This window comes from Pseudomonas gingeri (assembly GCF_013385635.1).
Lineage (GTDB): Bacteria > Pseudomonadota > Gammaproteobacteria > Pseudomonadales > Pseudomonadaceae > Aquipseudomonas > Aquipseudomonas gingeri_A.
On sequence record NZ_JACAPR010000013.1, the window covers coordinates 476,463 to 490,592 of the forward strand.

The following is a 14,130-nucleotide window of genomic DNA, read 5'->3' on the forward strand; positions in this document are numbered from 1 at the left end:
TATCAGCTTTATAAAACTCTTCCGTGAGTCCTGGAGGATTTGTCTTCAAACACTCAGGCTGAATGCGGACAAGCACTGCGAAATATCAGGACTCAAAGTGGTGCAGCCAACTTTTTTCATGCCGACCATCAGCGGTCGAGCATCCGCTCAAGCAGCTGATTTGCCATATAAAATCTCGCTTAGATTTTAATCTTGTCAAGTGCGTCAAAATGGTGAGAAGCCTCACCATTTTGGTGATTTTCATTTTAATACGTTATTTTTCAATTAGTTATTTAACGAATAAGCTTATAAAAAATAATCTTGCTCATTTCATGGCAAGCAACTAGATTTTAATCTTGACACCGCTGACAGGATTACAACTGTCCTTCAGCACGCTTCCCGTACAAAACCTAGAACCGGCACGAACCGGTCAAGCCTGCGAGGAATTCGGTATGTCTCTGTTGATCCGTGGTGCCACCCTCATTACCCATGAAGAAAGTTATCGCGCCGATGTGCTCTGCGCCGATGGCCTGATCAAAGCCATCGGCAGCCAACTTGAAGTTCCATCAGGTTGTGAAGTACTCGATGGCAGCGGGCAATACCTGATGCCAGGTGGCATCGATCCCCACACCCATATGCAACTGCCCTTCATGGGTACTGTCGCCAGCGAGGACTTCTTCAGCGGTACGGCGGCAGGCCTTGCCGGTGGCACCACCTCGATCATCGACTTTGTGATTCCAAATCCTCAACAGTCCCTGCTGGAAGCCTTTCACCAGTGGCGCGGCTGGGCCGGGAAATCCGCCGCCGACTACGGTTTTCATGTTGCCATCACCTGGTGGAGCGAACAGGTCCGCGAGGAAATGGCCGAGCTGGTAAGCCATCACGGTGTCAACAGCTTCAAGCATTTCATGGCCTACAAGAACGCGATCATGGCGGCCGACGATACCCTGGTGGCCAGCTTCGAACGCTGCCTGGAGCTGGGCGCGATCCCCACGGTACATGCCGAGAACGGCGAACTGGTCTACCACTTGCAGCGCAAACTGCTGGCGCAAGGTATCAGCGGGCCTGAAGCCCATCCGCTGTCGCGTCCGTCCCAGGTCGAGGGCGAGGCCGCCAGCCGCGCGATCCGCATCGCCGAAACCCTCGGTACGCCGTTGTACCTGGTGCATGTGTCGACCCGTGAAGCCCTCGATGAAATCACCTATGCCCGTGCCAAGGGCCAACCGGTCTATGGTGAAGTCCTCGCCGGGCACCTGCTGCTCGACGACAGCGTCTACCGCGATCCCGACTGGCAGACCGCCGCCGGTTATGTGATGAGCCCGCCGTTCCGCCCACGTGGACATCAGGACGCACTGTGGCATGGCCTGCAATCGGGCAACCTGCACACCACCGCGACCGACCATTGCTGCTTCTGCGCCGAACAGAAAGCCGCCGGGCGCGACGATTTCAGCAAGATCCCCAACGGCACCGCCGGGATCGAGGACCGCATGGCGCTGCTCTGGGATGAAGGGGTCAATACCGGGCGCCTGTCGATGCAGGACTTCGTCGCCCTGACCTCGACCAACACCGCGAAAATCTTCAACCTGTTTCCGCGCAAGGGGGCGATCCGCGTCGGTGCCGACGCCGACCTGGTGCTCTGGGACCCGCAAGGCAGCCGGACCATCTCCGCCAAGACACACCACCAGCAGGTCGACTTCAATATCTTCGAAGGCAAGACCGTGCGTGGCATTCCCAGCCATACCATCAGCCAGGGCAAGCTGGTCTGGGCCAATGGCGACCTGCGCGCCGAACGCGGCGCCGGACGTTATATCGAGCGCCCGGCCTATCCGGCGGTGTTCGACCTGTTGAGCAAGCGCGCCGAACAGCAGCGCCCGACCGCGGTCAAGCGCTGAGCGCCCAGGTCCGCCAGAGATACAGCCAATGCCCGTCCAGAGGCAGCCCGCACAGAACCGTGAGGCCTTCACCGTGATCAAGACCCTGAGCCATCTCCCCCATCCCAGTGAAAACCCGGCCGCCCTCGCCGCCCATTTCACCGACCTGGCACCACCGCTGAACGCCCGCCAGGCCCACCTGGAGGCGTCGCGCTGCCTGTATTGCTACGACGCCCCATGCGTCAACGCCTGCCCCAGCGATATCGATATCCCGTCCTTCATTCGCAATATCCACCAGGATAATGTCCAGGGTGCCGCGCAGAAGATCCTCGAGGCCAATATCCTCGGTGGCAGTTGTGCCCGGGTCTGCCCGACGGAAGTCCTCTGCCAGCAGGCTTGTGTGCGCAACAACAGCCAGGAGTGCGCCCCGGTGCTGATCGGCCTGCTGCAACGCTTTGCCGTCGACAACGCGCACTTCAGCGAACACCCGTTCAAGCGCGCGGCGACAAGCGGCAAGCGGATCGCCGTGGTCGGGGCCGGCCCGGCCGGCTTGTCCTGTGCCCATCGACTGGCCATGCACGGCCATGACGTGGTGATCTTCGAGGCGCGGGAAAAAGCCGGCGGCCTCAATGAGTACGGTATTGCCAAATACAAGCTGGTGGACGATTTCGCCCAGCACGAACTGGAGTTCCTGTTGCAGATCGGTGGCATCGAGCTCCGGCACGGACAGAAACTGGGGAGCAACCTGTCCCTGAGCGAACTGCACGCGCAGTATGACGCGGTGTTCCTCGGCCTTGGCCTGGCCGCCAGCCGCCAACTGGGGCTGGCACACGAAGACGCACCGGGACTGTTGTCCGCCACCGAGTACATCAGCGAACTGCGCCAGGCCAGCGACCTCAGCCAGTTGCCGCTGGCCAACCGCTGCATCGTCCTCGGTGCCGGCAATACCGCCATCGACATGGCCGTACAGATGGCCCGCCTTGGCGCCCGGGACGTCAACCTGGTGTATCGCCGTGGCCTGGAAGACATGGGCGCTACCGTCCATGAACAGGAGATCGCCAAGGCCAATCAGGTGCGCCTGCTGACCTGGGCCCAACCGCAAGCGGTGCTGCTCAACGACCAGGGGCAGGTCCGCGGCATGCGCTTTGCCCGTACCCGCCTGGAAAACGGTCGCTTGCAAAGCACCGGCGAAACCTTTGAACTGGCCGCCGACGCCATCTTCAAGGCCATCGGCCAGACCTTCGACGACAGCGCCCTGGACGATCCATTGGCCCGCGAATTGCGCCGCCAGGGCGATCGCATCGAAGTCGACGAACACCTGCGCACCAGCGTGCCCGGCGTCTATGCCGGCGGCGACTGCACCAGCCTCGGCCAGGACCTCACGGTCCAGGCCGTCCAGCACGGCAAGCTGGCCGCCGAAGCCATCCACACCCAACTCCTGCTCAATGTGGAGGCCGCATAAATGGCTGATCTCTCGATTGTCTTCGCTGGCATCAAGGCACCCAATCCGTTCTGGCTGGCCTCCGCACCGCCCACCGACAAGGCCTATAACGTGGTCCGCGCCTTCGAGGCCGGCTGGGGCGGCGTGGTCTGGAAAACCCTGGGCGAAGACCCCGCCGCGGTCAACGTGTCCTCGCGCTACTCGGCGCACTTCGGGCCCAACCGCGAAGTGATGGGCATCAACAATATCGAACTGATCACCGACCGCTCCCTGGAGATCAACCTGCGGGAGATTACCCAGGTCAAGAAAGACTGGCCGGACCGGGCGCTGATCGTTTCGCTGATGGTGCCCTGCGAGGAAGAGTCATGGAAATTCATCCTGCCCCTGGTGGAAGCCACGGGAGCCGACGGCATCGAGCTGAACTTCGGCTGCCCCCATGGCATGCCGGAACGCGGCATGGGCGCGGCGGTCGGCCAGGTGCCGGAATATGTGGAAATGGTCACCCGCTGGTGCAAGACGTATTGCTCGCTGCCGGTGATCGTCAAACTGACCCCGAACATCACCGATATCCGCCTGTCGGCCCGCGCGGCCCATCGCGGCGGGGCCGACGCGGTGTCGCTGATCAATACCATCAACTCCATCACCAGTGTCGACCTCGACCGCATGGTCGCCCTGCCCATGGTCGGCAGCCAGAGCACCCATGGCGGTTACTGTGGCTCGGCGGTCAAGCCCATCGCCCTGAACATGGTCGCGGAAATCGCCCGCGACCCGCTGACCCACGGCCTGCCGATCTGCGGCATCGGCGGTATCGGCAGCTGGCGCGATGCCGCCGAGTTCGTCGCCCTTGGCTGCGGCGCGGTGCAGGTGTGCACGGCGGCGATGCTCCATGGCTTCCGGATCGTCGATGAAATGAAGGACGGCCTGTCGCGCTGGATGGACAGTCACGGCTACGCAAGCCTGCAGCAGTTCTCCGGCAAGGCGGTGGGCAATACCACTGACTGGAAGTACCTGGACATCAACTACCAGGTCATCGCGAAGATCGACCAGGATGCCTGCATCGGCTGCGGCCGTTGCCATATCGCCTGCGAAGACACCTCGCACCAGGCCATCGCCAGCCTGCGCCAGGCCGATGGCAGCCACAGCTATGAAGTGATCGACGCCGAATGCGTGGGCTGCAACCTGTGCCAGATCACCTGCCCGGTGGAAGACTGCATCGAGATGGTGCCCCAGGCAAACGGCAAGCCGTTTCTCGACTGGAACCACGATCCGCGCAATCCCTACCACATCAAGGAAGCCAGCTAGGCGGATGACCCGCGGGGGTCAGGGCTCCAGCCCGATCCCCCGCAGGATCACCTGGGTCACCGTCTGTACCGCCTTTTCGAACTGCAGGTCCGACAGCGGCTGGTGGTCGTTGAGAATCGTCACCTGATGGTTGAAGTCGGCGTAGTGCTGGGTCGAGGCCCAGATCATGTACAGCAGGCTCGAAGGCTCCACCGGGAGAATCCGGCCGTCTTCCACCCACTGGCGAATCTTCGCCTCCTTCATCTTGGCCCAGTCATACAGGCTCAGATCGAGGGTCTCGCCCAGGGTCGGCGCGCCATGGATGATTTCATTGGCCCAGACTTTCGAACCATGGGGCCGGGTCCGCGAGTGATTCATCTTGGCGCGGATGTAGCTGCTCAATACCACCCGCGGATCGTCGAACATCTCGAAGCACAGTGCGTCCTGTTTCCATACTTCCAGCAGGTCGAGGAGCACCGCGCTGTAGAGCTCGCTCTTGGTACTGAAGTAATAGTGCAGGTTGGAACGCGGCAACTGCACCTCTTCGGCGATATCGGCCATGGCGGTGCCGCCAAAGCCCTTTTCGGCAAAGACCTTCTCGGCCCCCAGGAGAATCTTCTCGACGTTACTGCGACGAATCCCGATCTTGTGATTGCCCATAAGGGCTCCCTGCAAACGACATGCCCCAAGACTATCACCCGTGCCGGGCACACGGTATAGCGCGCTTGGGGACATGTCCGCGGACGGCCTCAACAGGCGCAGGCAATCCCGTCCCGGCGCTGCGGTGGCGCATCTCCCACCAGGACAAAGCCCTCGTCCAGCCAGCCGGTCAGCCCGCCGATCATCTCTTTCACCGGGTACTCCAGCGCAGCCAGCTTCAGCGCCGCACGCTGGGCCCCGTTGCAATGAGGTCCCGCGCAATACACCACGAACAAGGTACTTTTCGGGTAGTGGGCGAGAAACCCGGCGGTCATCAGCCGGTGGGGGATATTGATCGCCCCTGGCACATGTCCACGGGAGAAGGCGGCTTCGCCGCGAACGTCCACCAGGACAAAATCGACCTCACCAGCTTGCTGGCTGGCCTGCACATCGGAGCAGTCGGTTTCGAACGTCAGGCGATTGCTGAAGTGCATCAGGGCAATCGCCGAAGAGGCGGCGGGGATACTGCGAACCAGGCTGGTCATGGTGTGAACCTTTGCAATCAGTGGATGTGGAAACACTTTATCCAGCCCATCGTTATCGCTACAGTGGCGCACAAGACACTCACTGGTAGGTTTCCGCCAAATGCCTGTTTTCCCCGGTCTGGTTGCGATCCTGGCCTACGACGGCCTCTGCACCTTCGAGTTCGGTATTGCCGTGGAGATCTTCGGCCTGCCGCGTCCGGAGTTCGATTTCCCCTGGTATGAGCACCGCATCGTCGGCGTCGACCCCGGCCCGATGCGCGCCATGGGCGGGATACAGGTGCTGGCCGACGGCGGCCTGGAAACGCTGAAGGATGCCCGTACGCTGATCGTGCCCGGCTGGCGCAGCCGCAGCGAGCCGCCGCCCGCCGCACTGCTCGAAGCCCTGCAACGGGCCCATGCCCGCGGCACGCGGATCGTCTCGATCTGTTCCGGGGTTTTCGTGCTGGCCGCCGCCGGGTTGTTGAATGACCGCCAGGCGACCACCCACTGGCGATACGCGCAGGAACTCGCCGAACGCTTCCCCGCCATCGAGGTGAATCCCGACGTGTTGTACGTCGATTCCGGGCAGGTCATCACCTCGGCCGGCAGCGCAGCCGGGATCGATGCCTGCCTGCACCTGGTGGCCCGGGACTTCGGCACCCAGGTCGCCAATACCGTGGCCCGGCGACTGGTAATGTCACCCCAGCGCACCGGCGGCCAGGCGCAGTTCATTCCCGCACCGGTCGGCCGGACACCACGCAATGATCTGTCGCGGGTCATGCAGTGGGCCCGTGAACGCTTGCATGAGCCGCTGGAAGTGCGCCAGCTCGCCAGCGAGGCGGCCATGAGCGAACGCACCTTCCTGCGCCGGTTCAGCGAAGCCACCGGCATCACCCCCAAGGCCTGGCTGCAGCACGAACGGCTGGCCAGGGCCCGGGAATTGCTGGAAAGTGGCAGCGAAAGCAGTGATCGTATCGCCGAGCGATGCGGTTATCGCTCCGTCGAAAGTTTCCGCGTGGCGTTTCGCGGTCTGGTGGGGCTACCCCCGTCGGTTTATCGCGAACGCTTCGGGCAGGCACAAAAATCTTGAACAGCACCGAGACATCTACCCCATGGATACCCCGAACCTGATGTATGCCGGCCCCCTGATTTCCCTTGCCCTGCTCTGGGCCGTCGCCGTGGTGACCCCCGGGCCGAACTTCTTCACCACCGCCCAGTTCGCCGCCGGCAACTCGCGCAAGCATGGCGTGGCCTGTGCTCTGGGTGTCGCTACCGGCACGGTGCTTTGGGGCCTGGCCGGTGGTCTGGGGATCAAGTCGCTGTTTACCGCGGCACCAGCCCTGTACCTGGTGCTGAAGATCGCCGGCGGCGCTTACCTGGTCTATCTCGGCGTGAAGCTGTTCCTGCGCCGACAGCCAGCGGTGGGCGGGCAGCAGCCCACCCTCGCCGAGCCGCGCCGTAGCTTGCGTTACGCCTATATGCGCGGCCTGCTGGGTAATATGACCAATCCCAAGTCGGCGCTGTTTGTCGCCACGATCTTTGCCACCACCATGCCCAGTTCACCGCCGGCGCCGTTGCTGGCGATGGCCGTCGCAACCATGGCGAGCCTGTCCTTCTGCTGGTACTGCAGCGTCGCCCTGGTGTTTGCCAGCACGCGTATGTCAGCGTTCTACAGCCGCTGCCGCAAGGGCCTGGACCGTTTCGCGGGCACCTGCTACCTGCTGTTCGGCGCCCACCTGATGGCCAATCGCTGAGTCAGGGCCGCAGCCGCTCGCCATCCACCGCGTCGCCGATCTTCAGGAAATGTCCGCCGGCAACGTGGTGCAAGGTACGCAAGGCGTCATGCCCTTCGAAATGCCAGCGCCCGTCGCTGAACACCCGTGAGTCGGCCTGGGCCGCGATCACTTCGGCGAGGAACAGATCGTACTGTTCGTGATTGCGCGGCTCCGGCAGCAGCCGGCACTCCAGCCAGGCCACGCAGCCTTCCAGCATCGGCGCGGTGATCTTCTCGCCGACGAAGGTTTCCAGGCCGTAGGCGTCGAACTTGTCGCGACTGTGGCTCTGGGTCAGCTCAAGACCGGAGGTGGTGCCCACGGTCTGGACGATATCGGCCTGGGCGACACAGGGCACGTTCACCACAAAAGTACCGGAGGCTTCCAGCAGGCGCCGGGTCCAGGTCGACTTGTCGACCACCACCGCGATCTTCGGCGGCTCGAAATCCAGCGGCATGGCCCAGGCGGCTGCCATGATATTGCGCTGGCCGTCGTGGGCGGCGCTGACCAGCACGGTCGGGCCGTGGTTGAGCAGGCGGTAGGCTTTGGACAGCGGCACGGCAAGACGATAGGCAGCGGCGGACATGAGCGAGGATTCCTGACAAGGGTACAGAGGGAGCATCCTAGGCGAGCGCGCCGGGGAAGCACAGCCCCCTCGATCAGGGCAGCGGCGCATTTCTGGCCCAGGCCTGCCAATTCGACCGCAAGAGTCGGAGTGTCCGCGCCCCGTCAGCTCGCCAGACTGCCGGTTCCGCAGACAGTTCGAGGCCACCTCATCATGCATAGCCGAATACGCGCCCTGGATTGGCAGGCGATCCGCGACGACCTGAACCAGCAAGGCAACGCGCTGTTGCCCAGCCTGCTCAGTTCCGAAGAGTGCCAGGAGCTGGCGGCCCTTTACCCGCGCAAGGAGGTATTTCGTTCGCGGGTGGTCATGGCCCGCCATGGTTTCGGCCAGGGTGAATACCAGTACTTCGCCTACCCGTTGCCGGACTCCGTGCAGCAACTGCGCACGGCGCTTTATCCGCCGCTGGCGCTGATCGCCAATGACTGGAACCAGCGCATGCAGGTCGCCACTATCTTTCCCGTGACCCACCAGGCGCTGCTCCAGCATTGCCATGAAGCCGGCCAGCAACGTCCCACACCGCTACTGCTGCAATATGACGCCGGGGACTACAACTGCCTGCATCAGGACCTGTATGGCGAGCAGGTGTTTCCCCTACAGGTGGCGATACTGCTGTCACGACCGGGAGAGGATTTCAGCGGCGGCGAGTTCGTCCTGACCGAACAACGTCCGCGCATGCAGAGCCGCCCACAGGTGGCACCGCTGAAACAGGGCGACGCACTGATCTTTGCCGTGTCGCAACGACCGGTGCAGGGCAGTCGCGGTTCCTATCGGGTCAATATGCGCCATGGCGTCAGCCGCGTGTACACGGGACGGCGCCATACCCTGGGCATCATCTTTCATGACGCCACCTGACATCCTGCTCGCAGGCAGTAGAATTCAACCGCAAGACTCGGAGTTTTCCGATCTCGCCGCGCCCCTAAGCTGAGCGAGAGCTGAACCTTCCGACAGGAGAGCACCATGAATACGTCGACCCAGACAACACCCGTGGAAAACGATCCGCGCTGGCAGGCCGTGCTGGCGCGCGATGCCAATGCCGATGGCGAGTTCGTCTATGGCGTGCGCACCACGGGCGTGTATTGCCGGCCCAGCAGCAGCGCCCGCCGACCCAGGCCGGAGAATGTCGAGTTTTTCGACACCGCCGAGCAAGCCGAGGCCGCCGGTTATCGGCCCAGCCGCCGCGCCGCCGCCGACCAGACCTCGACCAATGAGCAGCACGTGGCCCTGGTGACACGGGCCTGCCAGTTGATCGAGGCGTCGGACAGCGCATTGTCGCTCACCCCCCTGGCGGAACAGCTTGGCCTGAGCCCGTTCCATTTCCACCGGGTGTTCAAGGCCGTCACCGGCCTGACACCCAAGGCCTACGCGGCGGCCCATCGCGCCGGCAGACTGCGCACGCAACTGGCCCGCGGCGGTTCGGTCACCGAGGCGCTGTACGAGGCTGGCTTCAATGCCAGCAGCCGTTTCTACGAAACCTCCAACGGCGTACTGGGCATGAAACCCTCCGACTATCGCGCCGGCGGTACCAATACCGCTATCCGCTTCGCCATCGGCCAGTGCTCCCTCGGCGCGATCCTGGTGGCACAGAGCGAGCGCGGCGTTTGCGCGATCCTGCTCGGCGACGACCCGGACGTGCTGGCCAGGGATCTGCAGGACAAGTTTCCCCAGGCTCACTTCATCGGTGGCGACAGCGGATTCGAGCAACTGGTGGCCAAGGTGGTGGGTTTTATCGAGGCACCGGCCATCGGCCTCGACCTGCCGCTGGACCTGCGCGGCACGGCCTTTCAGGAGCGGGTCTGGCAGGCCTTGCGCAGTATTCCGGTGGGCAGCACCGCGAGTTATGCCGAGATTGCCCGGATGATCGGCGCACCGACCTCCTTCCGTGCAGTGGCCCAGGCCTGCGGCGCCAACAGCCTGGCGGTGGCGATCCCCTGCCATCGGGTGGTACGCAGCGATGGCGGGTTGTCCGGTTATCGCTGGGGCGTGGAACGCAAGCGGCAGTTGCTGGAGCGCGAGGCCCGCTGACACGACAAGGTCGNNCGACCTTGTCGTGTCAGCGGGGCTCATGCAGGCGGCTTTCTCATGAAACATCGCGGGTAAAGATTGCAAGCTAACGATCTCCCCCTTTACCCTTCCCCACCCACCCGCGCATGTCCAAGGCTCCGGCTTCAATGTCTTCCGTATTAAGCGTCCTGCTGCCCATCTTTGCCCTGATCCTGGTCGGCTTCATCTGCCGTCGCAGCAATCGCCTGGGGCCCAACGCGGCCTCCGAGATCAACCGCATGGTGGTCTGGCTGTGCCTGCCGGCCTTGCTGTTCAAGGCCACGGCGACGGCCACCTGGGAGCAGATCTGGCACCCGGGCTTTGTCCTGGCATTTACCCTCAGCACACTGGCGATGTTTGTCCTGACCCTGTTGCTGCGCTGGCGCAAGGCCGGGCATTTCGCCGATGCGAGCATCGATGCCCTCAGTGCCTCCTATGCCAATACCGGCTATATCGGCATCCCGCTGTGCGTGATGGTGCTGGGCCAGAATGGCCTGGAACCGGCGTTGATCGCCTCCCTGCTGGTGGTCTGCGTACTGTTCGGACTGGCCCTGGTATGTATAGAGGTCGGCCTGCAGACCGAGCGCCAGGTGCACCGGATCATCTTCAAGGTGCTGCTGGCCCTGGCGAAAAACCCGCTGGTGGTGTCGCCACTGCTCGGGGCGTTGTGGGCCTGGGGCGGTGCGCCGTTACCCGCACCGGTCGAGAAGTTCCTCGACCTGCTGGGCGCCGCCACCATTCCTTGCGCGCTGATCTCCCTCGGGCTGTTCCTCGCCCACAAGCAACAGGGTCCGCGCCAGGGCGTGACGCTGCTGGTGCTGATCAAGCTGATCGGCCATCCGCTGCTGACCTGGTTCCTGGCTTTCAAGGTCTTTCACCTGCCACCGCTGTGGGCCAATTCGGCCCTGCTGCTGAGCGCCCTGCCCACCGGTACCGGGCCCTTCATGCTGGCCGAGTACTACAAGCGCGAAGCCTCGGTGGTGTCGAGCACCATCCTGATTTCCACCCTGGGATCGCTGGTGACCCTGTCGATCTGCCTGTATCTGATCGGCAACTGACCGGCCCCCTTCAGGACCCGACCAGGCCCATCAGACGTCCGCCATCCCTTGCGCCTCACTGGATAGGTGAATGCCTGGTAACTGCCGGAGCCGATTGATCAGTCGTTGATTGAAGGCCAGGGTGGCGGCGGAGAACGAGCGGCCACGGCGCCAGCGCAACGCCGCGATACGGCTCAGGTCGACATGATCGATGTCGCGCACCTCAAACCGTTCGCTATCGTCGATAGCCAGTGGACTGGCAATGATCGCCCAATCGCCGCGGTCCGCCAGCCGCACCAGCGAATCGACATTGGCCGCCTCGACACGCACGTCCAGCGGCAAGCCGGCACGCGAAAATGCTGAATCGATCTGCCGCCGCATGGCGAAGTTGCGATTGAGCAAGGCCAGTCGCAGGCCTGCCAACTCCTCCATCGAGACACGCGCGCGGCCACGGCCCTCACCCACCAAACGCAGGCGAATCAGTGCCAGGTTCTCCTCGAACAAGGTGCACTGATCGATGTCTGCGCTGGACAGGTTTGAAAACGCCAGCCCGATGTCGATCTCGTTTTCGGTCAGCGCCCTATCAATCTGTGCCGCGGGCATTTCCTCGATCGAGACCTTCAAATCAGGGTGGGCAAGCAGGAGCTGGGCGACCGCCGGGATCACCAGCGCCCGTGAATAGGTGTCAATGGCACCGATCCGCAAGCGTCCCTTCACCTCTCTCGACAACCCGTGAACCGAAGCCAGCGCCGTGTCCAGGTCTTCCAGCAATGGCTCCAGTAGCCCGAACAGTTCGATACCCGCCGGTGTCAGGGCCACGCCGCGTCCGACACGATCAAGCAGTTGAACCCCCATCAAGTCCTTCAATTCACGTAGATGCTGCGATAGGGCCGGCTGGGTCAGGTGCAGCAACGCAGCCGCCCGGGTCACGCTGCCCAAGCGAGCGGTGGCAATAAAACTGCGCAGCAGGCGGAGATCAATCGCAGCCGTATTCATAACAAACCCTTATACCTCAACAAGACAAACATAATTTTATTATGCAAAAGATGCTTGTTTAAATGAAGCCTCACCTGCCGTCCGAGAAAATCTCGCTATGCCTCACATTGTCTTTGAAAGCACCGCAGGGCTTTTAAGCCGCCTGGACTTCGTGCAGATCATGAGCACGATCCACACCGATATCGCCGCGACCGGCCATGCCCGGTTGGGCGACTTCAAGAGCCGCGTATACGCCTGTCACGCGACACTGGCCGGAGCCGATCCGCAAGCCGAATTCGTGATTGCCCGGCTGATCACCACGAATCCTCGCCCGCGAGAGGTCCAGCAGCAAATGGCACAGATCATCCACGACCGCCTCGTAGCCGCGATCAATGCTTTCGATAGCCGTTCCTGGTGGCAGTGCTGCGTGTTTATCGAAAGTGTCGAGCGCTCGTCCTACCTGAAAACCGATTCGCGACAGCAGGACGGCATGACCTTCATTGCCCCGCCGATTTCCTGACCCGCCTCCCCGCCTCACCTGGAAAACCGCCATGACATACAACTCAAATAATTCGTCATTACCCAGCACCTCGTTGCCGGAAACCTCGTCCAGAGACGACAACCTCGACAGTATCGCGTCTCCCGCCACATCGCCCCGCCGAATGGATCCGATCTACCTGCGCATCACCTGGCGCTTGATGCCAGTGTTGCTGCTGGCCCAGGTCCTGGCCTTTCTCGATCGGGTCAATATCGGCACGGCAAAATTGCAGATGGCGACCGACCTGCAACTCAGCGCCAGTGCCTATGGGCTCGGTGCCGGGATTTTTTTCCTCGGCTACTTCCTCTTCGAAGTGCCGAGCAATCTGCTGCTGCATCGCCTCGGCGCACGAGCATGGATCGCGCGCATCATGCTGACCTGGGGGCTGGTCTCGGCAGCCGCCATGTTTATCCAGACACCGACGGCCTTCTACATCCAGCGCTTCTTGCTCGGCGTGGCCGAAGCCGGCTTCTTTCCGGGCGTGATTCTGTACCTGACCTATTGGTTTGCGGCGCAGCGGCGCGGACGCATGACCACCCTGTTCATGACGGCCAGCGCGTTGGCGGGTGTGATCAGCGGCCCGGTCTCGGGCTGGATCATGTCGGCGATGGACGCCACCCATGGCCTGGCGGGCTGGCGCTGGATGTTTCTTATCGAAGGGCTGCCATCGGTGCTGGTGGCGGGCCTGGTCTACTGGCTGCTGCCGAGCACGCCGCAACAGGCCGACTGGCTGGACAACAGGGAAAAAGCCCTGCTGCGAGCAGACCTGGCAACGCCCGGGCAACAGCAGCACACCCATCGCCTCAAGGATTTGTTCAATCCCGTCACGCTGATGTTTGCGCTGATCTACTTCCTGCTGCTGATGGGCTTGTACGGCATCAATTTCTGGCTGCCGACGATCATCAAGGGCGCCGGTGTCAGCGACACACTGACCATCGGCTGGCTAACGGCAATACCGTACCTGTGCGCGGCGGTGGTGATGAACCTGGTGGCCCGCAGTGCCGACAGGACCCGCCGCTGGGGACTGCATGTGGGACTCGCGGCACTCGTGGCCAGTGCTGGCTTCTTTGCCACGGTACTGGGTGACCAGCGGATTACCCTGTCACTGCTCGGCCTGACCCTGGCCAGCGTCGGCATCCTGTCCGCGTTGCCGCTATTCTGGAACCTGCCCACCCAGCGCCTGAGCGGTGTGGCTGCCGCAGCCGGTATCGCGTTCATCAACTCCATCGGCAACCTCTCCGGGTTCGTCGGCCCCAGTGTCATGGGCTGGCTGATCGACCGGACCCAGCACACTGGCTCCGCCCTGGTGTTCCTGGGCATCACGGCGCTGCTGGCCGGCATACTGACGCTGACCCGCGGCGGTACACCGGCATCCGCACAGACGGCGCCGGGCAGCCACTGACCA

Annotated in this window: 14 protein-coding genes; 10 read left to right on the forward strand and 4 right to left on the reverse strand. The window is 62.9% G+C overall.

Annotated elements, in window-relative coordinates; all coding sequences use genetic code 11:
• Positions 1–431 precede the first annotated feature (431 nt).
• From hydA to preA, 3 genes are all read left to right on the forward strand, one after another.
• Positions 432–1,871 (forward strand): dihydropyrimidinase, encoded by a 1,440-nt coding sequence (hydA, locus tag HX851_RS43125; RefSeq protein WP_177061585.1) that lies wholly within the window; start codon positions 432–434, stop codon positions 1,869–1,871.
• 73 nt (positions 1,872–1,944) lie between these two features.
• The gene (locus tag HX851_RS43130) at positions 1,945–3,312 is read left to right on the forward strand and encodes an NAD(P)-dependent oxidoreductase (protein ID WP_177064102.1); all 1,368 of its coding nucleotides are present in this window, start codon (positions 1,945–1,947) and stop codon (positions 3,310–3,312) included.
• A complete protein-coding gene (preA, locus tag HX851_RS43135) occupies positions 3,313–4,593 on the forward strand; it encodes an NAD-dependent dihydropyrimidine dehydrogenase subunit PreA (RefSeq protein ID WP_177061583.1) in 1,281 nt (426 codons plus the stop codon).
• 18 nt (positions 4,594–4,611) lie between these two features.
• Here preA and HX851_RS43140 read toward each other — a convergent pair whose 3' ends face one another.
• Entirely contained in the window at positions 4,612–5,232 is a 621-nt protein-coding gene (locus tag HX851_RS43140; RefSeq protein WP_177064067.1) for a TetR/AcrR family transcriptional regulator, read from the reverse strand.
• Positions 5,233–5,321: 89 nt separating this feature from the next.
• Positions 5,322–5,756 carry a rhodanese-like domain-containing protein gene (locus tag HX851_RS43145; protein ID WP_177064068.1) on the reverse strand — a complete coding sequence of 145 codons (435 nt, stop codon included), beginning with the start codon at positions 5,754–5,756 and terminating at the stop codon, positions 5,322–5,324.
• Positions 5,757–5,856: 100 nt separating this feature from the next.
• On the opposite strand from HX851_RS43145, the gene ftrA reads away from it, so the two are divergent.
• Positions 5,857–6,825, forward strand: coding sequence for a transcriptional regulator FtrA (gene ftrA / locus HX851_RS43150; RefSeq protein ID WP_177064069.1), 969 nt, complete (start codon positions 5,857–5,859; stop codon positions 6,823–6,825).
• A gap of 22 nt (positions 6,826–6,847) precedes the next feature.
• Positions 6,848–7,489, forward strand: a complete 642-nt coding sequence (locus tag HX851_RS43155) for a LysE family transporter (protein WP_177064070.1) — start codon at positions 6,848–6,850, stop codon at positions 7,487–7,489.
• Between the two features lies 1 nt (position 7,490).
• On the opposite strand, the gene HX851_RS43160 is transcribed toward HX851_RS43155, so the two are convergent.
• On the reverse strand, positions 7,491–8,093 hold the full coding sequence (locus HX851_RS43160) for a flavin reductase family protein (protein WP_177061573.1): 603 nt from the start codon (positions 8,091–8,093) through the stop codon (positions 7,491–7,493).
• A 192-nt stretch (positions 8,094–8,285) separates the two neighbouring features.
• On the opposite strand from HX851_RS43160, the gene HX851_RS43165 reads away from it, so the two are divergent.
• The 3 genes from HX851_RS43165 to HX851_RS43175 all read left to right on the forward strand — a co-directional run bounded on the left by HX851_RS43165 (position 8,286) and on the right by HX851_RS43175 (position 11,233).
• The gene (locus HX851_RS43165; RefSeq protein WP_177064071.1) at positions 8,286–8,987 is read left to right on the forward strand and encodes a 2OG-Fe(II) oxygenase; all 702 of its coding nucleotides are present in this window, start codon (positions 8,286–8,288) and stop codon (positions 8,985–8,987) included.
• Between the two features lie 105 nt (positions 8,988–9,092).
• Positions 9,093–10,157: a bifunctional DNA-binding transcriptional regulator/O6-methylguanine-DNA methyltransferase Ada gene (gene ada / locus HX851_RS43170; RefSeq protein ID WP_177064072.1), complete on the forward strand. Its 1,065-nt coding sequence runs from the start codon at positions 9,093–9,095 to the stop codon at positions 10,155–10,157.
• Positions 10,158–10,303: 146 nt separating this feature from the next.
• Positions 10,304–11,233, forward strand: a complete 930-nt coding sequence (locus HX851_RS43175) for an AEC family transporter (protein WP_177064073.1) — start codon at positions 10,304–10,306, stop codon at positions 11,231–11,233.
• A 30-nt stretch (positions 11,234–11,263) separates the two neighbouring features.
• On the opposite strand, the gene HX851_RS43180 is transcribed toward HX851_RS43175, so the two are convergent.
• Positions 11,264–12,208 carry a LysR substrate-binding domain-containing protein gene (locus HX851_RS43180; RefSeq protein ID WP_177064074.1) on the reverse strand — a complete coding sequence of 315 codons (945 nt, stop codon included), beginning with the start codon at positions 12,206–12,208 and terminating at the stop codon, positions 11,264–11,266.
• Between the two features lie 97 nt (positions 12,209–12,305).
• Here HX851_RS43180 and HX851_RS43185 point away from each other — a divergent pair, with 97 nt between their 5' ends.
• Complete coding sequence (locus tag HX851_RS43185) at positions 12,306–12,707, forward strand: 5-carboxymethyl-2-hydroxymuconate Delta-isomerase (RefSeq protein WP_177061563.1); 402 nt, start codon at positions 12,306–12,308, stop codon at positions 12,705–12,707.
• A 31-nt stretch (positions 12,708–12,738) separates the two neighbouring features.
• The gene (locus HX851_RS43190) at positions 12,739–14,127 is read left to right on the forward strand and encodes an MFS transporter (RefSeq protein ID WP_218173485.1); all 1,389 of its coding nucleotides are present in this window, start codon (positions 12,739–12,741) and stop codon (positions 14,125–14,127) included.
• Positions 14,128–14,130 lie beyond the last annotated feature (3 nt).

Bases quoted from the DNA above. Each gene is read 5' to 3' on its own strand.
- HX851_RS43190 (WP_218173485.1), top strand. From the start codon at position 12,739: ATGACATACAACTCAAATAATTCGTCATTACCCAGCACCTCGTTGCCG.
- HX851_RS43145 (WP_177064068.1), bottom strand. From the start codon at position 5,756: ATGACCAGCCTGGTTCGCAGTATCCCCGCCGCCTCTTCGGCGATTGCC.
- HX851_RS43160 (WP_177061573.1), bottom strand. From the start codon at position 8,093: ATGTCCGCCGCTGCCTATCGTCTTGCCGTGCCGCTGTCCAAAGCCTAC.
- HX851_RS43175 (WP_177064073.1), top strand. From the start codon at position 10,304: ATGTCTTCCGTATTAAGCGTCCTGCTGCCCATCTTTGCCCTGATCCTG.
- HX851_RS43155 (WP_177064070.1), top strand. From the start codon at position 6,848: ATGGATACCCCGAACCTGATGTATGCCGGCCCCCTGATTTCCCTTGCC.
- hydA (WP_177061585.1), top strand. From the start codon at position 432: ATGTCTCTGTTGATCCGTGGTGCCACCCTCATTACCCATGAAGAAAGT.
- HX851_RS43185 (WP_177061563.1), top strand. From the start codon at position 12,306: ATGCCTCACATTGTCTTTGAAAGCACCGCAGGGCTTTTAAGCCGCCTG.
- HX851_RS43165 (WP_177064071.1), top strand. From the start codon at position 8,286: ATGCATAGCCGAATACGCGCCCTGGATTGGCAGGCGATCCGCGACGAC.
- ftrA (WP_177064069.1), top strand. From the start codon at position 5,857: ATGCCTGTTTTCCCCGGTCTGGTTGCGATCCTGGCCTACGACGGCCTC.
- HX851_RS43140 (WP_177064067.1), bottom strand. From the start codon at position 5,232: ATGGGCAATCACAAGATCGGGATTCGTCGCAGTAACGTCGAGAAGATT.
- HX851_RS43180 (WP_177064074.1), bottom strand. From the start codon at position 12,208: ATGAATACGGCTGCGATTGATCTCCGCCTGCTGCGCAGTTTTATTGCC.
- preA (WP_177061583.1), top strand. From the start codon at position 3,313: ATGGCTGATCTCTCGATTGTCTTCGCTGGCATCAAGGCACCCAATCCG.
- ada (WP_177064072.1), top strand. From the start codon at position 9,093: ATGAATACGTCGACCCAGACAACACCCGTGGAAAACGATCCGCGCTGG.